This is a genomic window from Priestia sp. YIM B13491 (assembly GCF_042787605.1).
Lineage (GTDB): Bacteria > Bacillota > Bacilli > Bacillales > Bacillaceae_H > Priestia > Priestia megaterium_E.
In genome coordinates, this window is record NZ_JBHZOR010000005.1 from 326,896 (window position 1) to 345,022 (window position 18,127).

The 18,127-nt window shown below is 38.0% G+C and carries 15 protein-coding genes and 4 tRNA genes; 4 read left to right on the plus strand and 15 right to left on the minus strand.

The genetic code is table 11. The annotated features are described in order from the left end of the window. Positions 1-147: 147 nt before the first annotated feature. On the minus strand, positions 148-1,185 hold the full coding sequence (locus ACFX4E_RS20135; RefSeq protein WP_098333884.1) for a PepSY domain-containing protein: 1,038 nt from the start codon (positions 1,183-1,185) through the stop codon (positions 148-150). A 228-nt stretch (positions 1,186-1,413) separates the two neighbouring features. Between ACFX4E_RS20135 and ACFX4E_RS20140 the strand changes: the two genes are divergently transcribed. Together ACFX4E_RS20140 and ACFX4E_RS20145 are read left to right on the plus strand one after the other, a co-directional pair. Beyond that, positions 1,414-2,097, plus strand: coding sequence for a response regulator transcription factor (locus ACFX4E_RS20140; protein ID WP_028409748.1), 684 nt, complete (start codon positions 1,414-1,416; stop codon positions 2,095-2,097). After that, positions 2,094-3,542, plus strand: a complete 1,449-nt coding sequence (locus ACFX4E_RS20145) for a sensor histidine kinase (protein ID WP_377238089.1) — start codon at positions 2,094-2,096, stop codon at positions 3,540-3,542. Before ACFX4E_RS20140 ends, ACFX4E_RS20145 begins: the two co-directional genes overlap by 4 nt. Before the next feature lie 41 nt (positions 3,543-3,583). On the opposite strand, the gene ACFX4E_RS20150 is transcribed toward ACFX4E_RS20145, so the two are convergent. Continuing rightward, positions 3,584-4,426, minus strand: a complete 843-nt coding sequence (locus ACFX4E_RS20150; RefSeq protein WP_098333882.1) for a PepSY domain-containing protein — start codon at positions 4,424-4,426, stop codon at positions 3,584-3,586. Positions 4,427-4,807: 381 nt separating this feature from the next. Here ACFX4E_RS20150 and ACFX4E_RS20155 point away from each other — a divergent pair, with 381 nt between their 5' ends. Together ACFX4E_RS20155 and ACFX4E_RS20160 are read left to right on the plus strand one after the other, a co-directional pair. After that, a complete protein-coding gene (locus tag ACFX4E_RS20155) occupies positions 4,808-6,706 on the plus strand; it encodes a PhoX family protein (protein ID WP_098333881.1) in 1,899 nt (632 codons plus the stop codon). 409 nt (positions 6,707-7,115) lie between these two features. Then, on the plus strand, positions 7,116-8,114 hold the full coding sequence (locus tag ACFX4E_RS20160) for a tRNA dihydrouridine synthase (RefSeq protein ID WP_028409752.1): 999 nt from the start codon (positions 7,116-7,118) through the stop codon (positions 8,112-8,114). A 169-nt stretch (positions 8,115-8,283) separates the two neighbouring features. Here ACFX4E_RS20160 and rlmH read toward each other — a convergent pair whose 3' ends face one another. The 13 genes from rlmH to ACFX4E_RS20225 all read right to left on the minus strand — a co-directional run bounded on the left by rlmH (position 8,284) and on the right by ACFX4E_RS20225 (position 17,991). Continuing rightward, positions 8,284-8,763, minus strand: coding sequence for a 23S rRNA (pseudouridine(1915)-N(3))-methyltransferase RlmH (rlmH, locus tag ACFX4E_RS20165; protein WP_016765982.1), 480 nt, complete (start codon positions 8,761-8,763; stop codon positions 8,284-8,286). A gap of 83 nt (positions 8,764-8,846) precedes the next feature. Continuing rightward, positions 8,847-9,005, minus strand: a complete 159-nt coding sequence (locus tag ACFX4E_RS20170) for a CxxH/CxxC protein (protein ID WP_063611556.1) — start codon at positions 9,003-9,005, stop codon at positions 8,847-8,849. Between the two features lie 72 nt (positions 9,006-9,077). Then, positions 9,078-10,310 (minus strand): S1C family serine protease, encoded by a 1,233-nt coding sequence (locus tag ACFX4E_RS20175; protein ID WP_377238090.1) that lies wholly within the window; start codon positions 10,308-10,310, stop codon positions 9,078-9,080. Positions 10,311-10,367: 57 nt separating this feature from the next. Then, entirely contained in the window at positions 10,368-11,162 is a 795-nt protein-coding gene (locus ACFX4E_RS20180; protein WP_028409754.1) for an MBL fold metallo-hydrolase, read from the minus strand. Between the two features lie 18 nt (positions 11,163-11,180). Beyond that, positions 11,181-11,960, minus strand: a complete 780-nt coding sequence (locus tag ACFX4E_RS20185) for a two-component system regulatory protein YycI (protein WP_098333880.1) — start codon at positions 11,958-11,960, stop codon at positions 11,181-11,183. Beyond that, positions 11,947-13,308: a YycH family regulatory protein gene (locus ACFX4E_RS20190; protein ID WP_225049784.1), complete on the minus strand. Its 1,362-nt coding sequence runs from the start codon at positions 13,306-13,308 to the stop codon at positions 11,947-11,949. The genes ACFX4E_RS20185 and ACFX4E_RS20190 overlap by 14 nt, the downstream gene beginning before the upstream one ends. Next, on the minus strand, positions 13,305-15,212 hold the full coding sequence (gene walK / locus ACFX4E_RS20195; protein WP_097824955.1) for a cell wall metabolism sensor histidine kinase WalK: 1,908 nt from the start codon (positions 15,210-15,212) through the stop codon (positions 13,305-13,307). Before walK ends, ACFX4E_RS20190 begins: the two co-directional genes overlap by 4 nt. A gap of 6 nt (positions 15,213-15,218) precedes the next feature. Next, positions 15,219-15,926: a response regulator YycF gene (gene yycF, locus ACFX4E_RS20200; protein ID WP_013085552.1), complete on the minus strand. Its 708-nt coding sequence runs from the start codon at positions 15,924-15,926 to the stop codon at positions 15,219-15,221. A 262-nt stretch (positions 15,927-16,188) separates the two neighbouring features. Beyond that, positions 16,189-16,261 (minus strand) — tRNA-Phe (locus ACFX4E_RS20205). Between the two features lie 4 nt (positions 16,262-16,265). Continuing rightward, positions 16,266-16,341, minus strand: a tRNA-Asp gene (locus ACFX4E_RS20210). A gap of 35 nt (positions 16,342-16,376) precedes the next feature. Beyond that, positions 16,377-16,448 (minus strand) — tRNA-Glu (locus tag ACFX4E_RS20215). A 15-nt stretch (positions 16,449-16,463) separates the two neighbouring features. Beyond that, positions 16,464-16,536: transfer RNA gene (locus ACFX4E_RS20220), tRNA-Lys, on the minus strand. 168 nt (positions 16,537-16,704) lie between these two features. Beyond that, positions 16,705-17,991 carry an adenylosuccinate synthase gene (locus ACFX4E_RS20225; RefSeq protein WP_028409757.1) on the minus strand — a complete coding sequence of 429 codons (1,287 nt, stop codon included), beginning with the start codon at positions 17,989-17,991 and terminating at the stop codon, positions 16,705-16,707. Between the last annotated feature and the right edge of the window lie 136 nt (positions 17,992-18,127).

The window sequence follows — 18,127 nt, forward strand, 5'->3', positions numbered from 1 at the left end:
TTTTACAACAATAATCTACATTTATCTTAACATAGATAAACAGCCCCGTTTCTAGTTATAAATAGAAAAGCAGAAGATGCCTTGAAGCACCCTCTGCTTGATATGAATGAAAAATGAAATGTATGTTTGATGTTTTAAGATAAAAAATTATGAGCACTCTTGTCCCGTATAAGCATCGAACTTAAGCGTCTGCTGCTTGCTTCCGCTCACTAAAGTCACCACGTATACAGTTATTGAGTTTTCTGTTATAAGCTCAATATGCTCTACTTTTCCTTCTTGATGTTTTAAAGCAAGAACTTTTACAGCGGTCTCCGTTAACGGCTGAAGCTTATCATGTTTTACATGTGTGATTTCACCCGAAACCGCATCGACTGTAACGGTGTATTCCGTATTATCTTTGATTATTTTTACTGTGAAAATCGCTGCGTTTTGATCATATTCTACCATTTTCACCTTACCTGCATATGTAGCCAATGCAAGATCTTTTGCATCTTGTCTCGTTAATAGCTTCACTGCTTGCTGAGAAGTATTAACTACTTTTCCTGTGAAAGCATCTAACGTTACCGTATATTGAGTGCTATCTTTAAGAATCACTGCGACATACTGACTAGCGGATTCTTTAAACTCTAGACTATATACGTAACCACTATATTGTTTAACAATTGTTTCTTTTATTTTTTGCTCTGATATTAGCTGCAGCTCTTTTTTATTCTCATGAATGACTTTCCCCGTTAGACCATCCACGGTTAGCGTATATTCTACTTTGCCATCTACTACAGTTAACGTATATTCATTCGTTTCTTTGTTAAATGTAATAGATTGAATCGCTCCTGTATACTGCTTAGAAATGGATTCTTTCACTTGATTTTGTGTCCATAACTTCACTTCTTGTTTCTTCACTACTTTTCCAGTCCTTGCGCTTACTTCTACGATTCTTTTCTCAAGGTTATTCGTTGCAATTGTAATCACATACACACTTGATTCTTGCTTAAATTCCGTAGATGTGACCGTCCCTTTACAATCTTGCAGAGCAATACCATTTGCCTGAGCTTGCGAGATACTCACATGTTCAGTTGTCTCTGCTTTCGCTGTCTTCATCTCTGCAGCGTGACTCGTTGTAATAGAGCTAAATGCAACTGCAGCTCCTAAAGCAGATGTAGACAATACTTTTGCCCATTTAATCATCCTTACATTTCCTCCTCCTTCACCATTAGACTTTCCGTCTATGGCGTTTTATCTAGTACGCCGTTCATTATGCAAAAGATTTCTGAGAATAAGACGAATAGAAGCTTAAAGTTAGCTGAAGATATAAGAATAGCTACTATTTTTCAGCTTGCTTTCAGCTATTATTCAGGGCTGTTTCAGATAAAAAAGCATAATAGAAAGTAGAGGAGCAAAGGAGTTTTCACCATGATGGATCAACTAAAAGGAATTAAAGTCTTGCTTATAGATGACGAACCAACTATTTTACAGTTTTTATCTTTAGGTTTAACGAATGAAGGATTTGATATCAAAGCTGCCCAAGACGGAATGGAAGGAATTAATATAGCCAAAGAATTCAAGCCTCATATTGCTATTGTAGATGTTATGCTTCCGGGAATGGATGGATTTGAAGTATGCCGCTTGTTAAAGAAAATGGGGAATATAGCTGTCATCATGCTAACAGCAAAAGATCAAGTGGACGATCGAGTAAAGGGACTGACTATTGGAGCAGATGATTATATGGTCAAACCTTTCAGTTTTGAAGAACTTCTTGCGCGCATTCAAGCTAGAATCCGTAATCAATTTCCCAACTTATTAGACGAAGTATCCATCGGTCCATTTAAAATTGATGACCGCCGCAAAGAAATTAAATACCTTAATCACATACTTGATTTATCCCCTACTGAATATGCACTCTTAAAATTCTTAGTTATTAATCACGGTCTCGTACTAAGTAAATCCACCATTTTAGATCGAGTGTGGGGATATGATTTTGGAGGAGAAGAAAACATTGTTGAAGTATACATTCGATCACTGAGAGAAAAATTACAGGACCATAGCCGAACCGTTATTCGAACGCTTCGCGGTGTAGGTTACCGGATTGATATTTCATGAAGCACGAACGTTTCTTTCATTTGAACTCTCTTCGCCTTCAGCTTTTATCTAGAAGTTTACTCGTTATTTTGAGTTTACTGATGCTGATAGGCGTTTTTCAATACGTATTTATGAAGCAATTTATTTATACAAATAAAATTAGAAGCATCGAAGACCAAATTCACTTGATTCCCGATGATGTCTGGAAGCACGATATTGAAACAAGCCAGAACGTAAAACAATCATCAAGACCAATGGTTTATTTCCCGGGCGTTAATATTACCTTTATCAATCAAAAAAGCACCTTTTTACGGCTGGCTAAGGATCCACATCATTCTTACTTCCCTAAGCTTTCTGCATCTGCATACAAACAAGTAATGAAAAACAGCAACCAGCCGGACAATACGACGAGCCTCATAAAAAAAATGGATGGTCATCAAGAGCAAGTCATTGTTTTAAAACCCATTATCTTTGATGGAGAAATACAGGGAGTTATTCAAATTAATACTCCCACAGAATCATTAAGAGACCTCTTAATCAGACAAATGCTCATCTTTTTAATGCTTTCACTTACCGCAATGACCATTGCTTTTTTTGTTTTTTCTTCTGTTTTAAAACAGACGTTAGTCCCTTTGTTTACTACTACTAAAAAAGTAGAGCATATTAATGCCGGAAGCTTACATGACCGCTTGCCTGTTAATCAAGGACAAATCGAAATGGATCGCCTTTCTCTTTCTATTAATGAAATGCTTGAACGTCTTGAAAAAGCATTTAAAGCAGAAACAGAAGCCAAAGAACAAATGCGGCGTTTTGTTGCGGATGCTTCGCATGAACTGCGAACGCCGCTTACATCTATTCACGGCTTTTTAGAAGTTTTATTAAGAGGGGCTAGCAGCAATCCCGAGCAGTTAAACGACGCATTAAAAAGCATGTATGGAGAGTCCAAAAGACTGCGCAAACTTATTCAGGATCTTCTGCTTCTTGCTCAGCTTGATCAACTTCCACCGTTTCAAAAAGAGTACTGTTTTATAGATGAGTTGATTTTAGATATGAAACCTCAACTCATACTATTGGCGAGGAACAGAAAGGTTTTATTCGACTTTCCAAGCCGTTTACCATCAGACATTAACAAAGATCAATTTAAACAAGTTGTTTTAAACTTATTTTCCAACGCCGTACAGCATACAAATCCAACTACGGGAGTTATTCAAGTGATAGGAAAAATAAATGAGAAAGAACTTTCGTTAATAATACAAGATAACGGTCATGGTATTCCTCAAGAACACCTTCCTCATTTATTTGAGCGATTTTACAAAGCTGATGCTTCACGCTCTCGGGCATATGGAGGAGCAGGTTTAGGTTTGGCTATCAGCGCATCTATTATAGAATTGCACGGGGGAAAAATACGTGTAAAAAGCAAATTGGATGTAGGAACTGATTTTGAAATTGTATTGCCCTTAACGTAAAAAAGACGATTGCTTTACAGCAATCGTTTTTTTTTATCAAATCAGCATACTTTTCCTGTTTGAGGACTGATTTTCACAGTATGTTGTACGTTGTCTGTTCCTTTAATGACAAACGTGTATGCTTGTTCACTGAATGAGACAGATTGAACTGTTCCTTTGTGCTGTTGAAGAGCAGCTTGTTTAGCTTGTTCTTGTGTAAACTTTACAACTTCGGCTTTGATTACCTTTCCTGTTTCAGCGTTCACTTTCACATGGTGATCTTTGTTATCTTTTCCGTGGATTAAAAATGTGTATACCTCATTTGCATATGAGCTTGATTGAATCGTTCCGCTGCAATTTTTTAATGCAATCGATTGGACCTGTGCTTTTGCAAATGCAGCGCTTTGAATTTGAATCACTTTTCCACTTTGTGCATTGACTTTCACGTGGTGATCGCGGCTATCTTTTCCGTGAATTAAGAACGTGTATACTCCATCGTTGAAGCCTACCGACTTAACCGTTCCTCCACAGTTTTTCAACGCTACTGCTTGTGCCTCACTTCGAGAAAAAGATAGTTTTTCAACCTTTACCACTTTTCCGCTGTGTGCATTTACTTTCACATGATGGTCTTGATTATCTTGTCCGTGAATTAAAAACGTATAGGCGTTATTTTCAAAAGAAACTGATTGAACCGTTCCTCCACAGTTCTTTAAGGCAATTGCTTTTGCTTGAGCTTGTGTATATGTTGCCGCTTCGGTATGAGCCGACGCTTTTGTTGAAGTAATGTGCTGGCCGTCTGAAGCAAATGCACTTGTCATTGAACCGAGAGCGATAGCTGTTCCAATTGTGGCACCTCCCACGGCTTTTGCTACTACTGCTTTTCCTGCTAATACTTTTCCAATCATGATTATACCTCCGCGTAATTTCTAATGTATTTACAGCACGAGTCAAATGTTTTAGCAGCGGTCATTTATCAAAATAGCGCTATTGGAGTAACGTTTTTTTCTGCTAAAATACCTTTCACTTTTGCTGTACGAGCCAAAGCGCTTTTTGTCGCCTTTAGCTATGTGTTTATTGTAAGAACGGAACATGAATTCACTGTGAAGCCCAGCTGAATGCTATCTGAACAAATTCTGAAAGATAGCTGAATAACTTCTAGTTAAACTTGTCATATAAATGTTCAACGTTCTTAACAACAGCTCAACAAATCCAGCGCTTCTCTTTATATTTCCTCAACAATCAAATGATTTAATAAGTATATGAATACGATTTGGAGGTTATCAACCATGAAAAAACGAGTATCTCTTGGACTATCTCTCACTCTCTTAGCTTCTAGCGCCGCTTCTGCTTTTGCAGCAGAGCATCATCCAGTTCAACATCCAAAACAAATCAAAAGCGTCGAGTTTCAGCCAATGAAAGCACCTACTACGATTGAAAATATGATTAAAACGTATACAGAGGCATCTGTAAAAGTAACGTATAAAGATGGAAGCGTTGAAGAAACGCCGCTTAACTATAATCAACTCTTTCTTTCAAAAGATAAAATTGTCGATAATAAAGGAGAATTAATCGCCGCAGGTACACCGATCGATGCAAACGGGGATCCGATTATTGACCGAAGTGTTCCTGATAAGCCATCACCGTACGTATCAGATGCACCGGATTCAAACAGCTTTATCACCATCAACGGTAAGTCTTATATTATTTCACATTATGAATATGAATCTGTTAATAATGCTGGAAAAGAGATTTCCGGTCTTCCTGCTTCAATGACGCTTACACAAGTTGACCGAGATGATAAAACAGGAAAACTAACCGTCAACCATGCTAAAAAAATTGATTTTTCTAATGTAGATGGTTTGTGGACGCCGTGTAATGGCTCTACAACGGATTGGGGTACTCACCTTGGGTCAGAAGAATACGAGCCTGATGCACGTGCTTTTGAAGATCCTTCATCCAGCTCTTATAAAGACGTCACGAACTTCGCTAAGCTTTATTTCGGCGACACGTCAAAAGCAAATCCTTACTACTACGGCTGGATTCCAGAAATTTCAGTGGATGAAAGCGGCAATGCATCCGTCGTAAAACATTACAGCACAGGCCGTTTTTCACATGAAATGATGCAGGTACTTCCAGATAACAAAACCGCTCTTTTTGGAGACGATGGGTCTAATACCATGATGTTTATGTATGTAGCCGATAAGGAGAAAGACTTCTCAGCAGGAACTCTTTATGCGGCAAAGTTTAAACAAACGAACACAGAAAATGGAGGTAAAGGCGACCTTCAGTGGATTAAGCTTGGCCATGCAACAGACAATGAAGTGAAAACAATAATCGACAAAGGCACAAAATTTAGTGATATTTTTGAAACAGCTGACCAGCCTACAAAAGGATTTACAGCTGTGAAAACCGCTGCAAGTAAAAAAGTTGAATATTTAAAAGTAAAGACTGGCATGGAAAAAGCAGCTGCCTTTTTAGAATCACGCCGATACGGTGCAATTTTAGGTGCAACATCTGAATTCAACAAGATGGAAGGACTAACGGTTAACAAAAAAGACAAAAAAGCGTATATGGCTATTTCTTACCAAAATAGTGCCATGCTAAAAGAATCTGGTGCTGTACAAGATGATATCAAGCTTCCAAAATTAGAGTCTGGTGTGACCTACCAGCTGAACTTAGGATCTCATCAAAAAGACCAAGCAAACGGCAATATTAACAGTCGCTACGTTCCCGCAAGCATGGAAGGGCTACTGATTGGACAAGACCTAGAAAAAGCAGATGCATACGGTAATACAGCCGACCCAAATAAAATTGCCAACCCTGATAACCTTACGTATTCAAATGACTTAAATACACTGTTTATCGGAGAAGACAGCTCACTGCATACAAACAACTTCGTATGGGCTTATAATGTAAAAACTAAAAAATTATCACGCATCCTTTCAGTTCCAGTGGGAGCAGAAGCAACAGGACTTCGTGCAGTAGAAAACATTAAAAACTCTCGCTACGTATTAAGCAACTATCAGCACCCGGGCGAGGACATCAGCGACAAAAATATTACCGCTGTTGATAAAGAAGAGCTAGCTAATGCAATGAAAGAAAGCATTGGCATTCAAGAAACAGGTGGTGTAGGATACATTTCTGGACTGCCTTCTAAGGACGGCGCACCTTACAAAAAGCATTAATACGTGATGAAGCCACGTCTGTTGTGCAATGACAGACGTGGTTTTTTATATAGTCGAAGTTATTCATAAAATCGTTTATCGTAATCATAATTATGGTGAATACTTTATAATATCCTTGGAGAAAGTGCCTACACACAAACCAAATGCTTTAGGATATTTATTCGCAGATATCCGTTACATGCCTTCAGGCTCCCTTTTAATTGCTTACACTCCACTAATATTAGATATAAAATTTGTTTCAATAGGTATTTCCAGCAAAACAAAACCACTCGTTCCCTTGCACTTTTCGTTCCATACCATTAAAGTATATATTGGTTGAAGTTTATACTGACATTCAACCTGATAAAAGAAATTACACTTTTTAATTTTGGGAATATGTTTTCCCTAAAAGAAAGGGTTTAGATATAAGATGAAAGATAATTTTTGGCATGAGTTGCCGCGTCCGTTTTTTATTTTGGCACCGATGGAAGCTGTGACGGATGTCGTTTTTCGCCATGTCGTGACCGAAGCAGCACGACCTGACGTATTTTTTACAGAGTTTACGAATACGGAAAGCTACTGCCATCCGAAAGGAAAAGATAGCGTAAAAGGACGTTTGACGTTTACAGATGATGAACAGCCAATCGTTGCGCACATTTGGGGAGACAAGCCTGAATACTTCCGTCAAATGAGTATCGGCATGGCCGAAATGGGCTTTCGCGGCATTGATATTAATATGGGCTGTCCTGTACAGAATGTTGCAGGAAACGGAAAAGGTTCTGGTCTGATTCGCCGTCCAGATACTGCGGCTGAGATTATCCAGGCAGCTAAAGCTGGAGGACTTCCAGTAAGCGTAAAGACTCGTCTTGGCTATACGCAAGTTGATGAGTGGTACGACTGGCTGAAGCACATTTTAGAGCAGGATATCGTGAACCTTTCTATTCACCTTCGTACAAAAAAAGAAATGAGCGATGTTGACGCGCACTGGGAGTTAATTCCGGAGATCAAGAAGCTTCGTGACGAAATTGCGCCTCATACGCTACTAACAATTAACGGTGATATTCCTGACCGCCAGAAAGGTCTTGAACTTGCGGAGAAGTACGGCATTGATGGAATCATGATTGGACGCGGAATTTTCCATAATCCCTTTGCGTTTGAAAAAGAAAAGAAAGAGCACACAAGCGAAGAGCTATTAGAACTTCTTCGCCTGCAGCTAGATCTTCATGATAAGTATTCTGAAGAATTAGAGCCGCGCCCTTTCAAACCGCTTCGACGCTTTTTCAAAATTTACGTTCGCGGATTCCGCGGTGCAAGTGAATTAAGAAATCTACTCATGAGCACGGAAACAACTGACGAAGTGCGTGCGTTGCTTGATGAGTTTAAAGACAGAGCTGGAGTGAAAGAAGACGAAGGTTTTTCTGTTTCTTAAATAAGATCTCGTTTGCTTAAACTCAATTGTTCTAACATTTTATCGGAGAGAAGAACCTCTTGTTCTTTTTTATAGACGTATGCTATTTATCCACATATGATAAAAGCTGAGGCAGAAGGTTTTACATTTCCTTCTGCCTCAGCTTTTAATGAAAAAATATCCACACGATCTATTTATGATAAGGTTCATTTCGAATAATACGAAAAGCTCGGTAAATCTGTTCTACTAATACTAGGCGCATAAGCTGATGAGGAAACGTCATCTTTGAAAAAGAAAGGGCTGCGTTTGAGCGTTTCATTACTTCGCTGCTTAAACCAAGCGACCCGCCAATGACAAACGCTATTTTGCTTTTTCCGTAGGTAGCTAATGAATCAATTTCTTTTGCGAGTTCCTCGGAAGACTTTTGTTTTCCGTTAATAGCTAATGCGATCACATAAGTATCGTCTGAGATTTTCGCTAAGATGCGCTCTCCTTCTTTTTGTTTTACCTGTTCCATTTCAGATTCACTTAAGTTTTCTGGCGCTTTTTCATCTGCAAGTTCAATAATTTCCACTTTTGCATAGCTTGATAAACGCTTTAAATATTCTTGAATACCTTGTTTTAAGTATTTTTCTTTTAGCTTTCCAATGGTTATAATAGAGATATTCACAGGCTATTCTCCTCTCCTTTATCTCTTATCCACAGATATTATCCACATATCCACATGTTATATCCACATTTTGTATAAGAATATTAGTTCCCTACTACATATACAGCTTCATTTTCACAATATTCACAGCTTTTTTTGTCAGTGGAATTTTCTATTTTTTCAAAAACCGGCGCTAGCTCAATCTCATCTACCATTACATCCAGCGCTAGTTCTGTATGTTCTAAACAGCAATATATCTTCATGTATTTATCTTCCTTTCTCTATTCTTTTCATTAAAAAACCACAGGAGTTTATCCCCTGTGGATAACTTTATTTTACTTCATTTGACGCGTTAATTTTACTTCTGTGGATTTCTTTTTGCCATCGCGATAGAACGTTACGTTCATTTTATCGCCAATTTCTTTTTCAATGTAGAGGTGTTTGCGAAGTGTCGCAATGTCCCTTACTTTGCTGTGATCTAACTCAACAATCACATCATATTCCTTTAATCCGGCTTTAGCGGCTGGCGAACCTGGCTCAACTTTTAGAACAGCGACTCCGTTTACTACATCATGCGGTAACTTAAGGGTTTCTTTTAAATGATACCCTGATATCTCACTTAATGATAGTGTACTAACTCCAAGATACGGACGTCTGACTTCACCATATCGTTCTAAGTCATTAATAATGGGCCTAGCCATGTTGATTGGAATCGCAAGACCAATGCCTTCTACTGCTTCTTGAGCAATTTTCATGGAATTAATACCGATTAATTCACCATCAATATTAACAAGAGCACCCCCGCTATTACCAGGGTTAATGGCGGCATCTGTTTGAATAACTTCTGATTGCCAATCAGGATTTCCATCGCCATTCAAATCTTGAGGAATGACACGGTTAACCCCTGAGACAACTCCTTGTGTAACGGAGCCAGAAAATTGAAGGCCTAGCGGGTTTCCGATTGCAATCACTGGTTCACCAGCTTTAAGCTTATCAGAATTTCCGAAGGTAGCCACTTTTGTCACGTGGCCTGCGTCAATTTCAAGAACTGCTAAGTCCATTAAATCATCGCTGCCAAGAATTTTAGCCGATACCCTTGTACCGTTACTGAAGCTCACTTCAATTTCGTTAGCGCCTTTAATGACATGATAGTTTGTCACAATATAAGCTTTGTTGCCTTGTTTTTTGTAAATAACACCTGAGCCCGTCCCGGCATCAGTTCGTTCATCATTCCAAAAGCTTTCAGAGTTCTGAATGTTTACAACTCCTACAACTGCTGCATTGGCTTCAGAAACAGCTTTTGTGACGGCCGTAGTGACGTCAAGAGATACTGACTTTTGAATGGTAGACCCTGTTTGTTCATCTCTATTTTCATCCGTCATCCATCCATCTGGTAAAATCCCGTTCCTCACCAAGGCTGGCATAAGAAGCAGTACAATAAGTGCACCTATAATTGCTCCAATCAGAGCAGAAGCGAAATATCCTCTGCGGCGTTTAGGCGGCCGACTATTTGGCTCTTGGCCTTCATCATAATGTTCCACACTATCACCGAACCCTTCATTTATCATCGTGAATGTCTGCATTCACGTACTAAATGAAGTTATTTTTCGCTTCCTTTCTAGAGACTATACATAAACAATATCTGTTGGTCTTTTTGGATCAGTATCACATAGGAGAATATTGTCCTCTACACTGATGTCTTTCTGTTGTAACACTTGTGCAACCGACATGCGGGCAATTTCCTTCATGTTATTGTCTTGACTCAAATGCGCTAAGTAAATGCGTTTGGTTTGATCTCCAATCACATCTGCCATTGCAAGCGCCGCGTCTTCATTTGATACATGTCCCACGTCGCTTAGAATTCGTCTTTTAATGCTCCAAGGGTATCGCCCCATTCTCAGCATTTCAACGTCATGATTGCTTTCAAATACGTACATATCGCTATTTTTAATCGTACCTTTCATGCGGTCACTTACATAGCCGGTATCCGTAATAAGGGTCAATTTTTTAGATCCTTGATGAAAGACATAAAACATAGGCTCTGCAGCATCATGCGAAACGCCAAAAGACTCCACTTCCAATTGACCAAACGATTTCGTTTGGCCAATTTCAAAGTGAAACTTCTGTTCTGTATCAATGTTGCCAATCAAGCCATCCATTGCGTTCCACGTTTTTTCATTTGCGAAAATAGGGAGCTTATATTTACGTGCCAGAACACCTAGTCCTTTAATATGGTCACTATGTTCATGAGTCACTAAAATTCCTGATAAATCGGGGATATTGCGATTTACTTGTTGAAATAGAGCTTCCATTTGTTTTCCGCTCAGCCCTGCATCAACTAGTAAGGAATGTTCTCCATCACTTACTAAAATCGCATTTCCTGTGCTCCCACTCGCTAGCACGCTGAAATGCAGGCTCATTTATCTCACTCCAAATACTTATTTATTTCCTTTTTTAATAATCTGCCCTTCAAAGGCATTTACAAAATAACTCGTATCTCCATTTACAACAATGTGCCAAGTTGGTGCTAAAACTTGAGAATTTAATAATGGCAGATCAAACGTATAGTATCCAAACTCTACGTCTGTCACTTTATCTTTCTTTTTCAATTCATCCTTTAAAAACAAATTTTCTAATGCTTTTAAAGGAGACAAAACATCCTGCTCATCATCCAACGTTTTCACAGAACCTAGCATCGTTTGTTCATATGAAACAATTTCACCTTTATCATTTAAATGAGCAATAATCATGCCATTTTCATTGTCATAGATTTTGTGCTTATTATATCGTTGAAAGAATGTAACTGTTTTTTTCTCTTTATTAACGTTCCATAGCTCATAATCTTCACCCGAGAGCACATATCTTTTTAGAAATTGACTTAGCTTTGCTTTTGTATTTTTTTCAGGCACTGAAAAAGGTTTGTCTAATACGCTTCGAATTGTTTTTTCCTCAAGCAGCGCTGCTTTTTGTTCTTTAAGCTTTTTTAAATCTTCATCTTTAAACAGTTTGCTTTTAGCATTTAACGACGAAGCTTCCTTCACATCTACAGGTAAATGTTTATATTCAATGCCTTCACTCGTTAATTGTTCTTCAACGCTCGACTCTACAAATAGAGAGTACTGATCTTCTTGATGGGTTTTAAAAATCTGATAGCCTAAGTAAATATTAAGAATCAAGAAAGTGAAAATAAAGATGGTTTTTGTTCTATTCCAATCCATCGTTATCGCCTCCTTCGGTCGGCGGTGCAATTCGATACCACTTGCTATTATAATAATAGAACCAAGAAGGAACGAGTTTGACAGAATTAGAATTAAACTCAACCGTCTTTTCACCGGTTTTTGGCTGCTGTGACACTTCTTCTAGCTGATAGCCTATTGAAATATCTTTTAACAGATTCGGGTCAAAGTTTTGGTGTTTTTCAATTAATTGAATCACCTTTTGAGATGACTGCAGCTTTTCTACACTCGAATCCTGTACTCTCACAAAACGATAAAGAGGACGACGGTAATTTAAAATCTCCGCATTTCCCCATCTCTGATATATTTCAGTCATTCCCTGATTGCTGTACACTGGATAGTTATCTTTATAATAACGGTAGCTAATTTCTTTTGTAATACGATTCCAGCTGTTGAACCTGTAATTAGATTCCGTCCAGCCGCCGTGGTCATTAACGAAGCTAAAGCTGCGATTTATTAAATTATAATCTTCCATTACTTCGGTCGTGGAATTTACAAGATTCACATATTCCATCACATCTGTCTTCGTATTAACATTAATCACCTTTGTACCTTCGGTGTAGACATCTCGGTTTGTAGACGTTTCTTTCCGTGCATAGTCTGGGTTGTTAAAAAGCGCTTCTTTATATTTTTCAATATCTAAATGCCTCATGCTCGTATAGTAGACTTCACTATTCATCGTGATATTATTTTCCGGAAGGAAAATATACCGATTTTTGTTTTCTTTATATACAAAGCTCGGGGCATACGTACGTTTCATTTTATCTTCTAATTCTTTGATATCATCTTTGGCCAAATTCTTGACTGTAACCGAATAAATCTTTTTTTGCTCATAATTCACAAGATACACGCTCACGAAAAAGGAAGGTGTACGCTTAATTTTAATGAGTACACGGTCAAATGTTTGATTAGGCAAAGACGTTTGAGAAAATGAAAAAAGCTGTTGAAACGTTTTCAAAGGTAGCGCGTCTGGATACAACACTTCAATAGAATTACTTCCATGGACATAATTTAAAAATCCATCAGGAGAAATAGCATCCGAAACGTCCGTCACATTCGAAAATTTCCACTTTTTCATTTCATTTACCCATTTGTTTACATCATCTTCGTCGTGAGACATGTAGTGATTATCGTTTCGATGATAGAGAACTTCTGTTGGAAGAATATGATCTTCTATTTTACTTTTTGAACTCACTTCAACTTCCTGCAAATGTTGATTTTTTGAAATGACCTTATAAGAAGGCTGATACGTCCATATATGATACGTCATAATTAAACTGGAAGCGACGAGAACAACTAAGATGGCCGTTTTGATATGTTCATATCTCATTCCCATTCGTCATCATTCTCACTTTCAATCGGAAGAGTAAAGTAAATCGTTGTTCCTTTTCCTTCCTGACTATCTGCCCAAATACGTCCATCATGTGCTTCAATAATTTCCTTGGCAATAGCAAGCCCTAATCCTGTTCCGCCTAATTTACGCGTTCGTGCTTTATCTACACGATAGAAGCGTTCGAAAATTTTAGCTAAATTTGATTTTGGAATTCCCATACCTTGGTCTTTAATGCTCACAACAATTTCATGCGTATGCTGAGCAATTGAAAACGTAATGGTTCCGCCTTCAGGTGAATATTTTATTGCATTGGAAATAATGTTATCTAATACTTGTGTAATTTTATCTTGATCGATAGCGACATAGATTGCTTCATTTGGCAAGTCGCGCACGAACGAAATACCTTGTTCAATTGTCATTTCAAAGCGATCAATGATGTAATGATAGAACTTCACAAAATTGATTGGGTCACGGCTAAATCGGTAGTCTTGGCTATCAAGCTTAGATAATTGAAGCAAGTCGTTAACGAGACGAATCATTCGTTCTGTTTCCGTTTGCGTTACATTTAAAAATGTTGGAGCTAAGTCCTTATCTTCCCATGCTCCTTCTGCAAGCGCATCTAAATAACTGCGCATCGTTGTTAACGGCGTACGCAATTCATGTGAAACATTCGCTACGAATTCTCGGCGATCTTGATCAATTTTCTCCTGCTCTGTAATATCATGCAAGACAATGATAATTCCGTTAATAAAACCGGTCTCTTTTTGAATAGCGGAAATGGTAGCTCTTAAAATAAAAGGATCCGATTTTGTACTAAAGTCCAAAATTAATGACTCTTGATTAGCGAGCAAGCTTTCAAACGTATGCGTTTCTTCAAGATCTAATAGGGAAACAACTGGGTCAGACAAAACCGTTTCACGTGAAACATTTAGCATAGCTGCAGCTGGATCATTAATTAAAATTACTCTTCCTTTTCGATCCGTCGCAATAACGCCGTCCGTCATATGAGCTAATACCGAACTAAGCTTACGGCGCTCCCCTTCTGTAGTTGCCTGTGCTTCTTGAAGCTTTCTTGTTAAGTTGTTGAATGTGAGAGCTAGCTGACCAATTTCATCATATCCGTATACCTTAGCTTTTCTCGTAAAATTCCCTTTGGCCATCTCAAGTGCTTGTTTTCTCATTTCAGACATTGGACGAGTAATCGTCTGAGCTAAAAATACGCCTAAAATTGCTGTAATAAAAAGAGCAATTACCGTACCTGCTTTAAAGATTTGATTGATATTACTCATTTGATCGTAAACAGGCTCCATGGAAGCTGTTAAGTAAATCGCACCTAAGATTTCTTCGCTAGACTGAACTTTTCCATTTTTATTAGTTGAATTTGATTGACTGGCACCTACTTTATCCTGTAAACGAATAGGCTGTATCATAACTCTGATTCGCTGTCCACTTTGATCAACAAATACATTATCAGAGTTCGTTCCTGCTAACAACGCATTTGTAATCGCTAAATCATTAGTCTTTTTACCTATGATCTGTTGAGGATTTGAGTTCGATGTAGCAATGATTCTTCTATTTTGGTCAATGACTCTTACTTCAGAGATGTCATTCATATCATTTGAAGCTAAATTGGGTCTTGAAGCAAAATCTCGTAAAATAGTCTTTAAGTCTTCCTCAAGAGTGGGTGAATCATCATCACGATTTTTCACCATTTCTTGTCCAATGTTATACGTCAGCAAGTCTGTCCGCTCTTGAAGAGACGTTCGAAAGTTGTTAACTAATTCTTTTTCTAATTGTCGTGCAAAATAGACCCCAATAATTTGCATCGCAATTAAAATAAGCAGCACATAAATCAATACAAACTTTAAATGAATAGATTGCAGGAGCCTTACTTTCTTCATCTAAAATTACTCCTGCTCTGGGCTGCGTAAATAATAGCCTACTCCACGTCTTGTTACAATCCACATTGGATGGCTTGGATTATCTTCAATTTTTTCACGTAATCTTCGAACTGTTACATCTACCGTACGCACATCACCAAAATAGTCATAACCCCATACAGTTTGAAGCAAGTGTTCACGCGTCATGACTTGTCCAATGTGCTTCGCTAAATAATGCAGCAGCTCAAATTCACGGTGAGTCAGTTCAATCGTTTCTCCGCGCTTAGACACGATATAAGCATCTGGGTGAATAACAAGTGCTCCAATCGTAATTTCATTCGTTTCGCTTTCTTCCGTTGGAACAGCTACCTGTTGATGTCTACGTAAATTAGCTTTTACACGTGCTAATAATTCACGCGTACTAAATGGCTTAGTTACATAATCATCTGCACCTAATTCTAGACCTAAAACTTTGTCAATTTCAGAGTCTTTTGCTGTTAACATGATAATTGGCATATCATATTTTTTGCGCACTTCTCGGCAAACTTCCATTCCATCTTTCTGAGGAAGCATAATATCTAATAAAATCATTTCAGGCTGTACTTCTTCCACTTTTTCAAGTGCTTCTACGCCATCATAAGCACAAAATACTTCGTAACCTTCTTTTTGCAAATTAAACTTTAAAATATCTGCAATCGGCTTTTCGTCATCTACGACTAAAATACGTTTATCCATGATCATCGTTCTCCTTTATTAGTTGAAGCAAAATATAAAAGATAGTATTCATACTGTTTGAATACCGTAGTTTTATTATACTTGATAACCCTTGAAACGTCACAAGTTCATCCTCTACTATACATGAAGATATATGATTTTCAACCATCTCTAAATACAAAAGTAATATATTACCACAAAAGAGATACAAAGCAAATAACGTTTTCTTTTAAATGTAAATAAAAGAAAAAAGCATGACTTTAAATAAAGTCATGCTTTTTGATGGCTCGGGACGGAATCGAACCGCCGACACAAGGATTTTCAGTCCTTTGCTCTACCAACTGAGCTACCGAGCCAAAATGGCGGTCCCGACGGGAATCGAACCCGCGATCTCCTGCGTGACAGGCAGGCATGTTAACCGCTACACCACGGGACCTCAGTCTATATGCTATGTATTAAAAATATTAAAAATGACCCGTACGGGATTCGAACCCGTGTTACCGCCGTGAAAGGGCGGTGTCTTAACCGCTTGACCAACGGGCCACGTTGTAACAAAAGTGAGCCATGAAGGACTCGAACCTTCGACCCTCTGATTAAAAGTCAGATGCTCTACCAACTGAGCTAATGGCTCATGTTATATCTCTTAGCGACGCTTATTATAATAACATGATATTTAATATGAATGCAATAGTTTTTTTAAAACTTTCTTTTTATTATTGAGCTTTTTTTAAAAATCTTGTTAACAAAGCACCAATTATAAATAAAAAAGGTTAGCTCACGAGGAGCTAACCTTTTTTATTTAGCTATATACACCACGTAATACATTTGTTTGTGTACGATCTGGACCTACAGAGAAAATAGATAAAGGAATACCTGTTAATTGAGACACGCGCTCTAAGTAGTGGCGAGCGTTATCAGGTAACTCATCTAATGTTTTCACACCCGTAATATCTTCTGTCCAACCTGGAAGCTCTTCGTATACAGGTTCACATTCTGCAAGTGTTTTTAAGCTAGCAGGGAATTCTTCCATAACTTCCCCTTTATAACGGTAAGCTACACAAATCTTTAATGTCTCAATTCCCGTTAATACATCAATTGAGTTTAAAGATAAATCTGTGATTCCGCTAACGCGACGAGCATGACGTACAACTACACTGTCGAACCAACCTACACGGCGAGGACGACCAGTTGTTGTACCATACTCACGTCCTACTTCACGGATTTGATCACCGATTTCGTTTGTTAATTCAGTTGGGAAAGGACCATCACCAACACGAGTTGTATACGCTTTTGATACACCTACAACGTGTTTGATTTTAGATGGACCTACACCAGAGCCAATTGTTACTCCACCCGCTACTGGGTTTGAAGATGTAACAAATGGATATGTTCCTTGGTCGATATCTAACATAACACCTTGTGCGCCTTCAAATAGTACACGACGTCCTTCGTCTAACGCATCATTTAATACTACTGATGTATCAACAACGTATTTTGCAACTTGTTGACCATAATCATAGTACTCATCTAAAATTTCTTCTAATGTAAAGCCTTCTACTTCATACATTTTTTCAAGAAGGCGGTTCTTTTCAGCTAAGTTTTGTGTTAATTTTGCTTCAAATACTTCACGGTCTAGTAAATCGGCAATTCGAATACCAACACGTGCTGCTTTATCCATATAAGCTGGTCCAATACCTTTCTTCGTTGTACCAATCTTATTTTCACCTTTACGTTCTTCTTCAACTTCATCTAATTTTAAATGATATGGAAGAATCACATGAGCTCGGTTACTAATACGTAAGTTTTCTGTTGTTACACCGCGATCATGTAAGTATTTTAATTCTTGAACAAGCGCTTTTGGATCGACAACCATACCGTTTCCAATTACACACGTTTTGTCATTATAAAAAATACCTGAAGGAATTAAATGTAACTTATAAGTTTCACCATTAAACTTAATTGTGTGACCTGCATTGTTCCCACCTTGGTAACGTGCAATCACTTCTGCATTTTCTGATAGGAAGTCTGTAATCTTCCCTTTTCCTTCATCTCCCCATTGTGTTCCTACTACAACGACTGAAGACATATCTTAAGCACCTCCGCTTAGTAAGCAACAGCTCACTACGACATAATTTAACCATGGATAAGTGTATCAATTTATCACGCTAAAGTCAATTAAATCCGAACGATTTAACAAAAGTTATTACAAATATATCGTATTT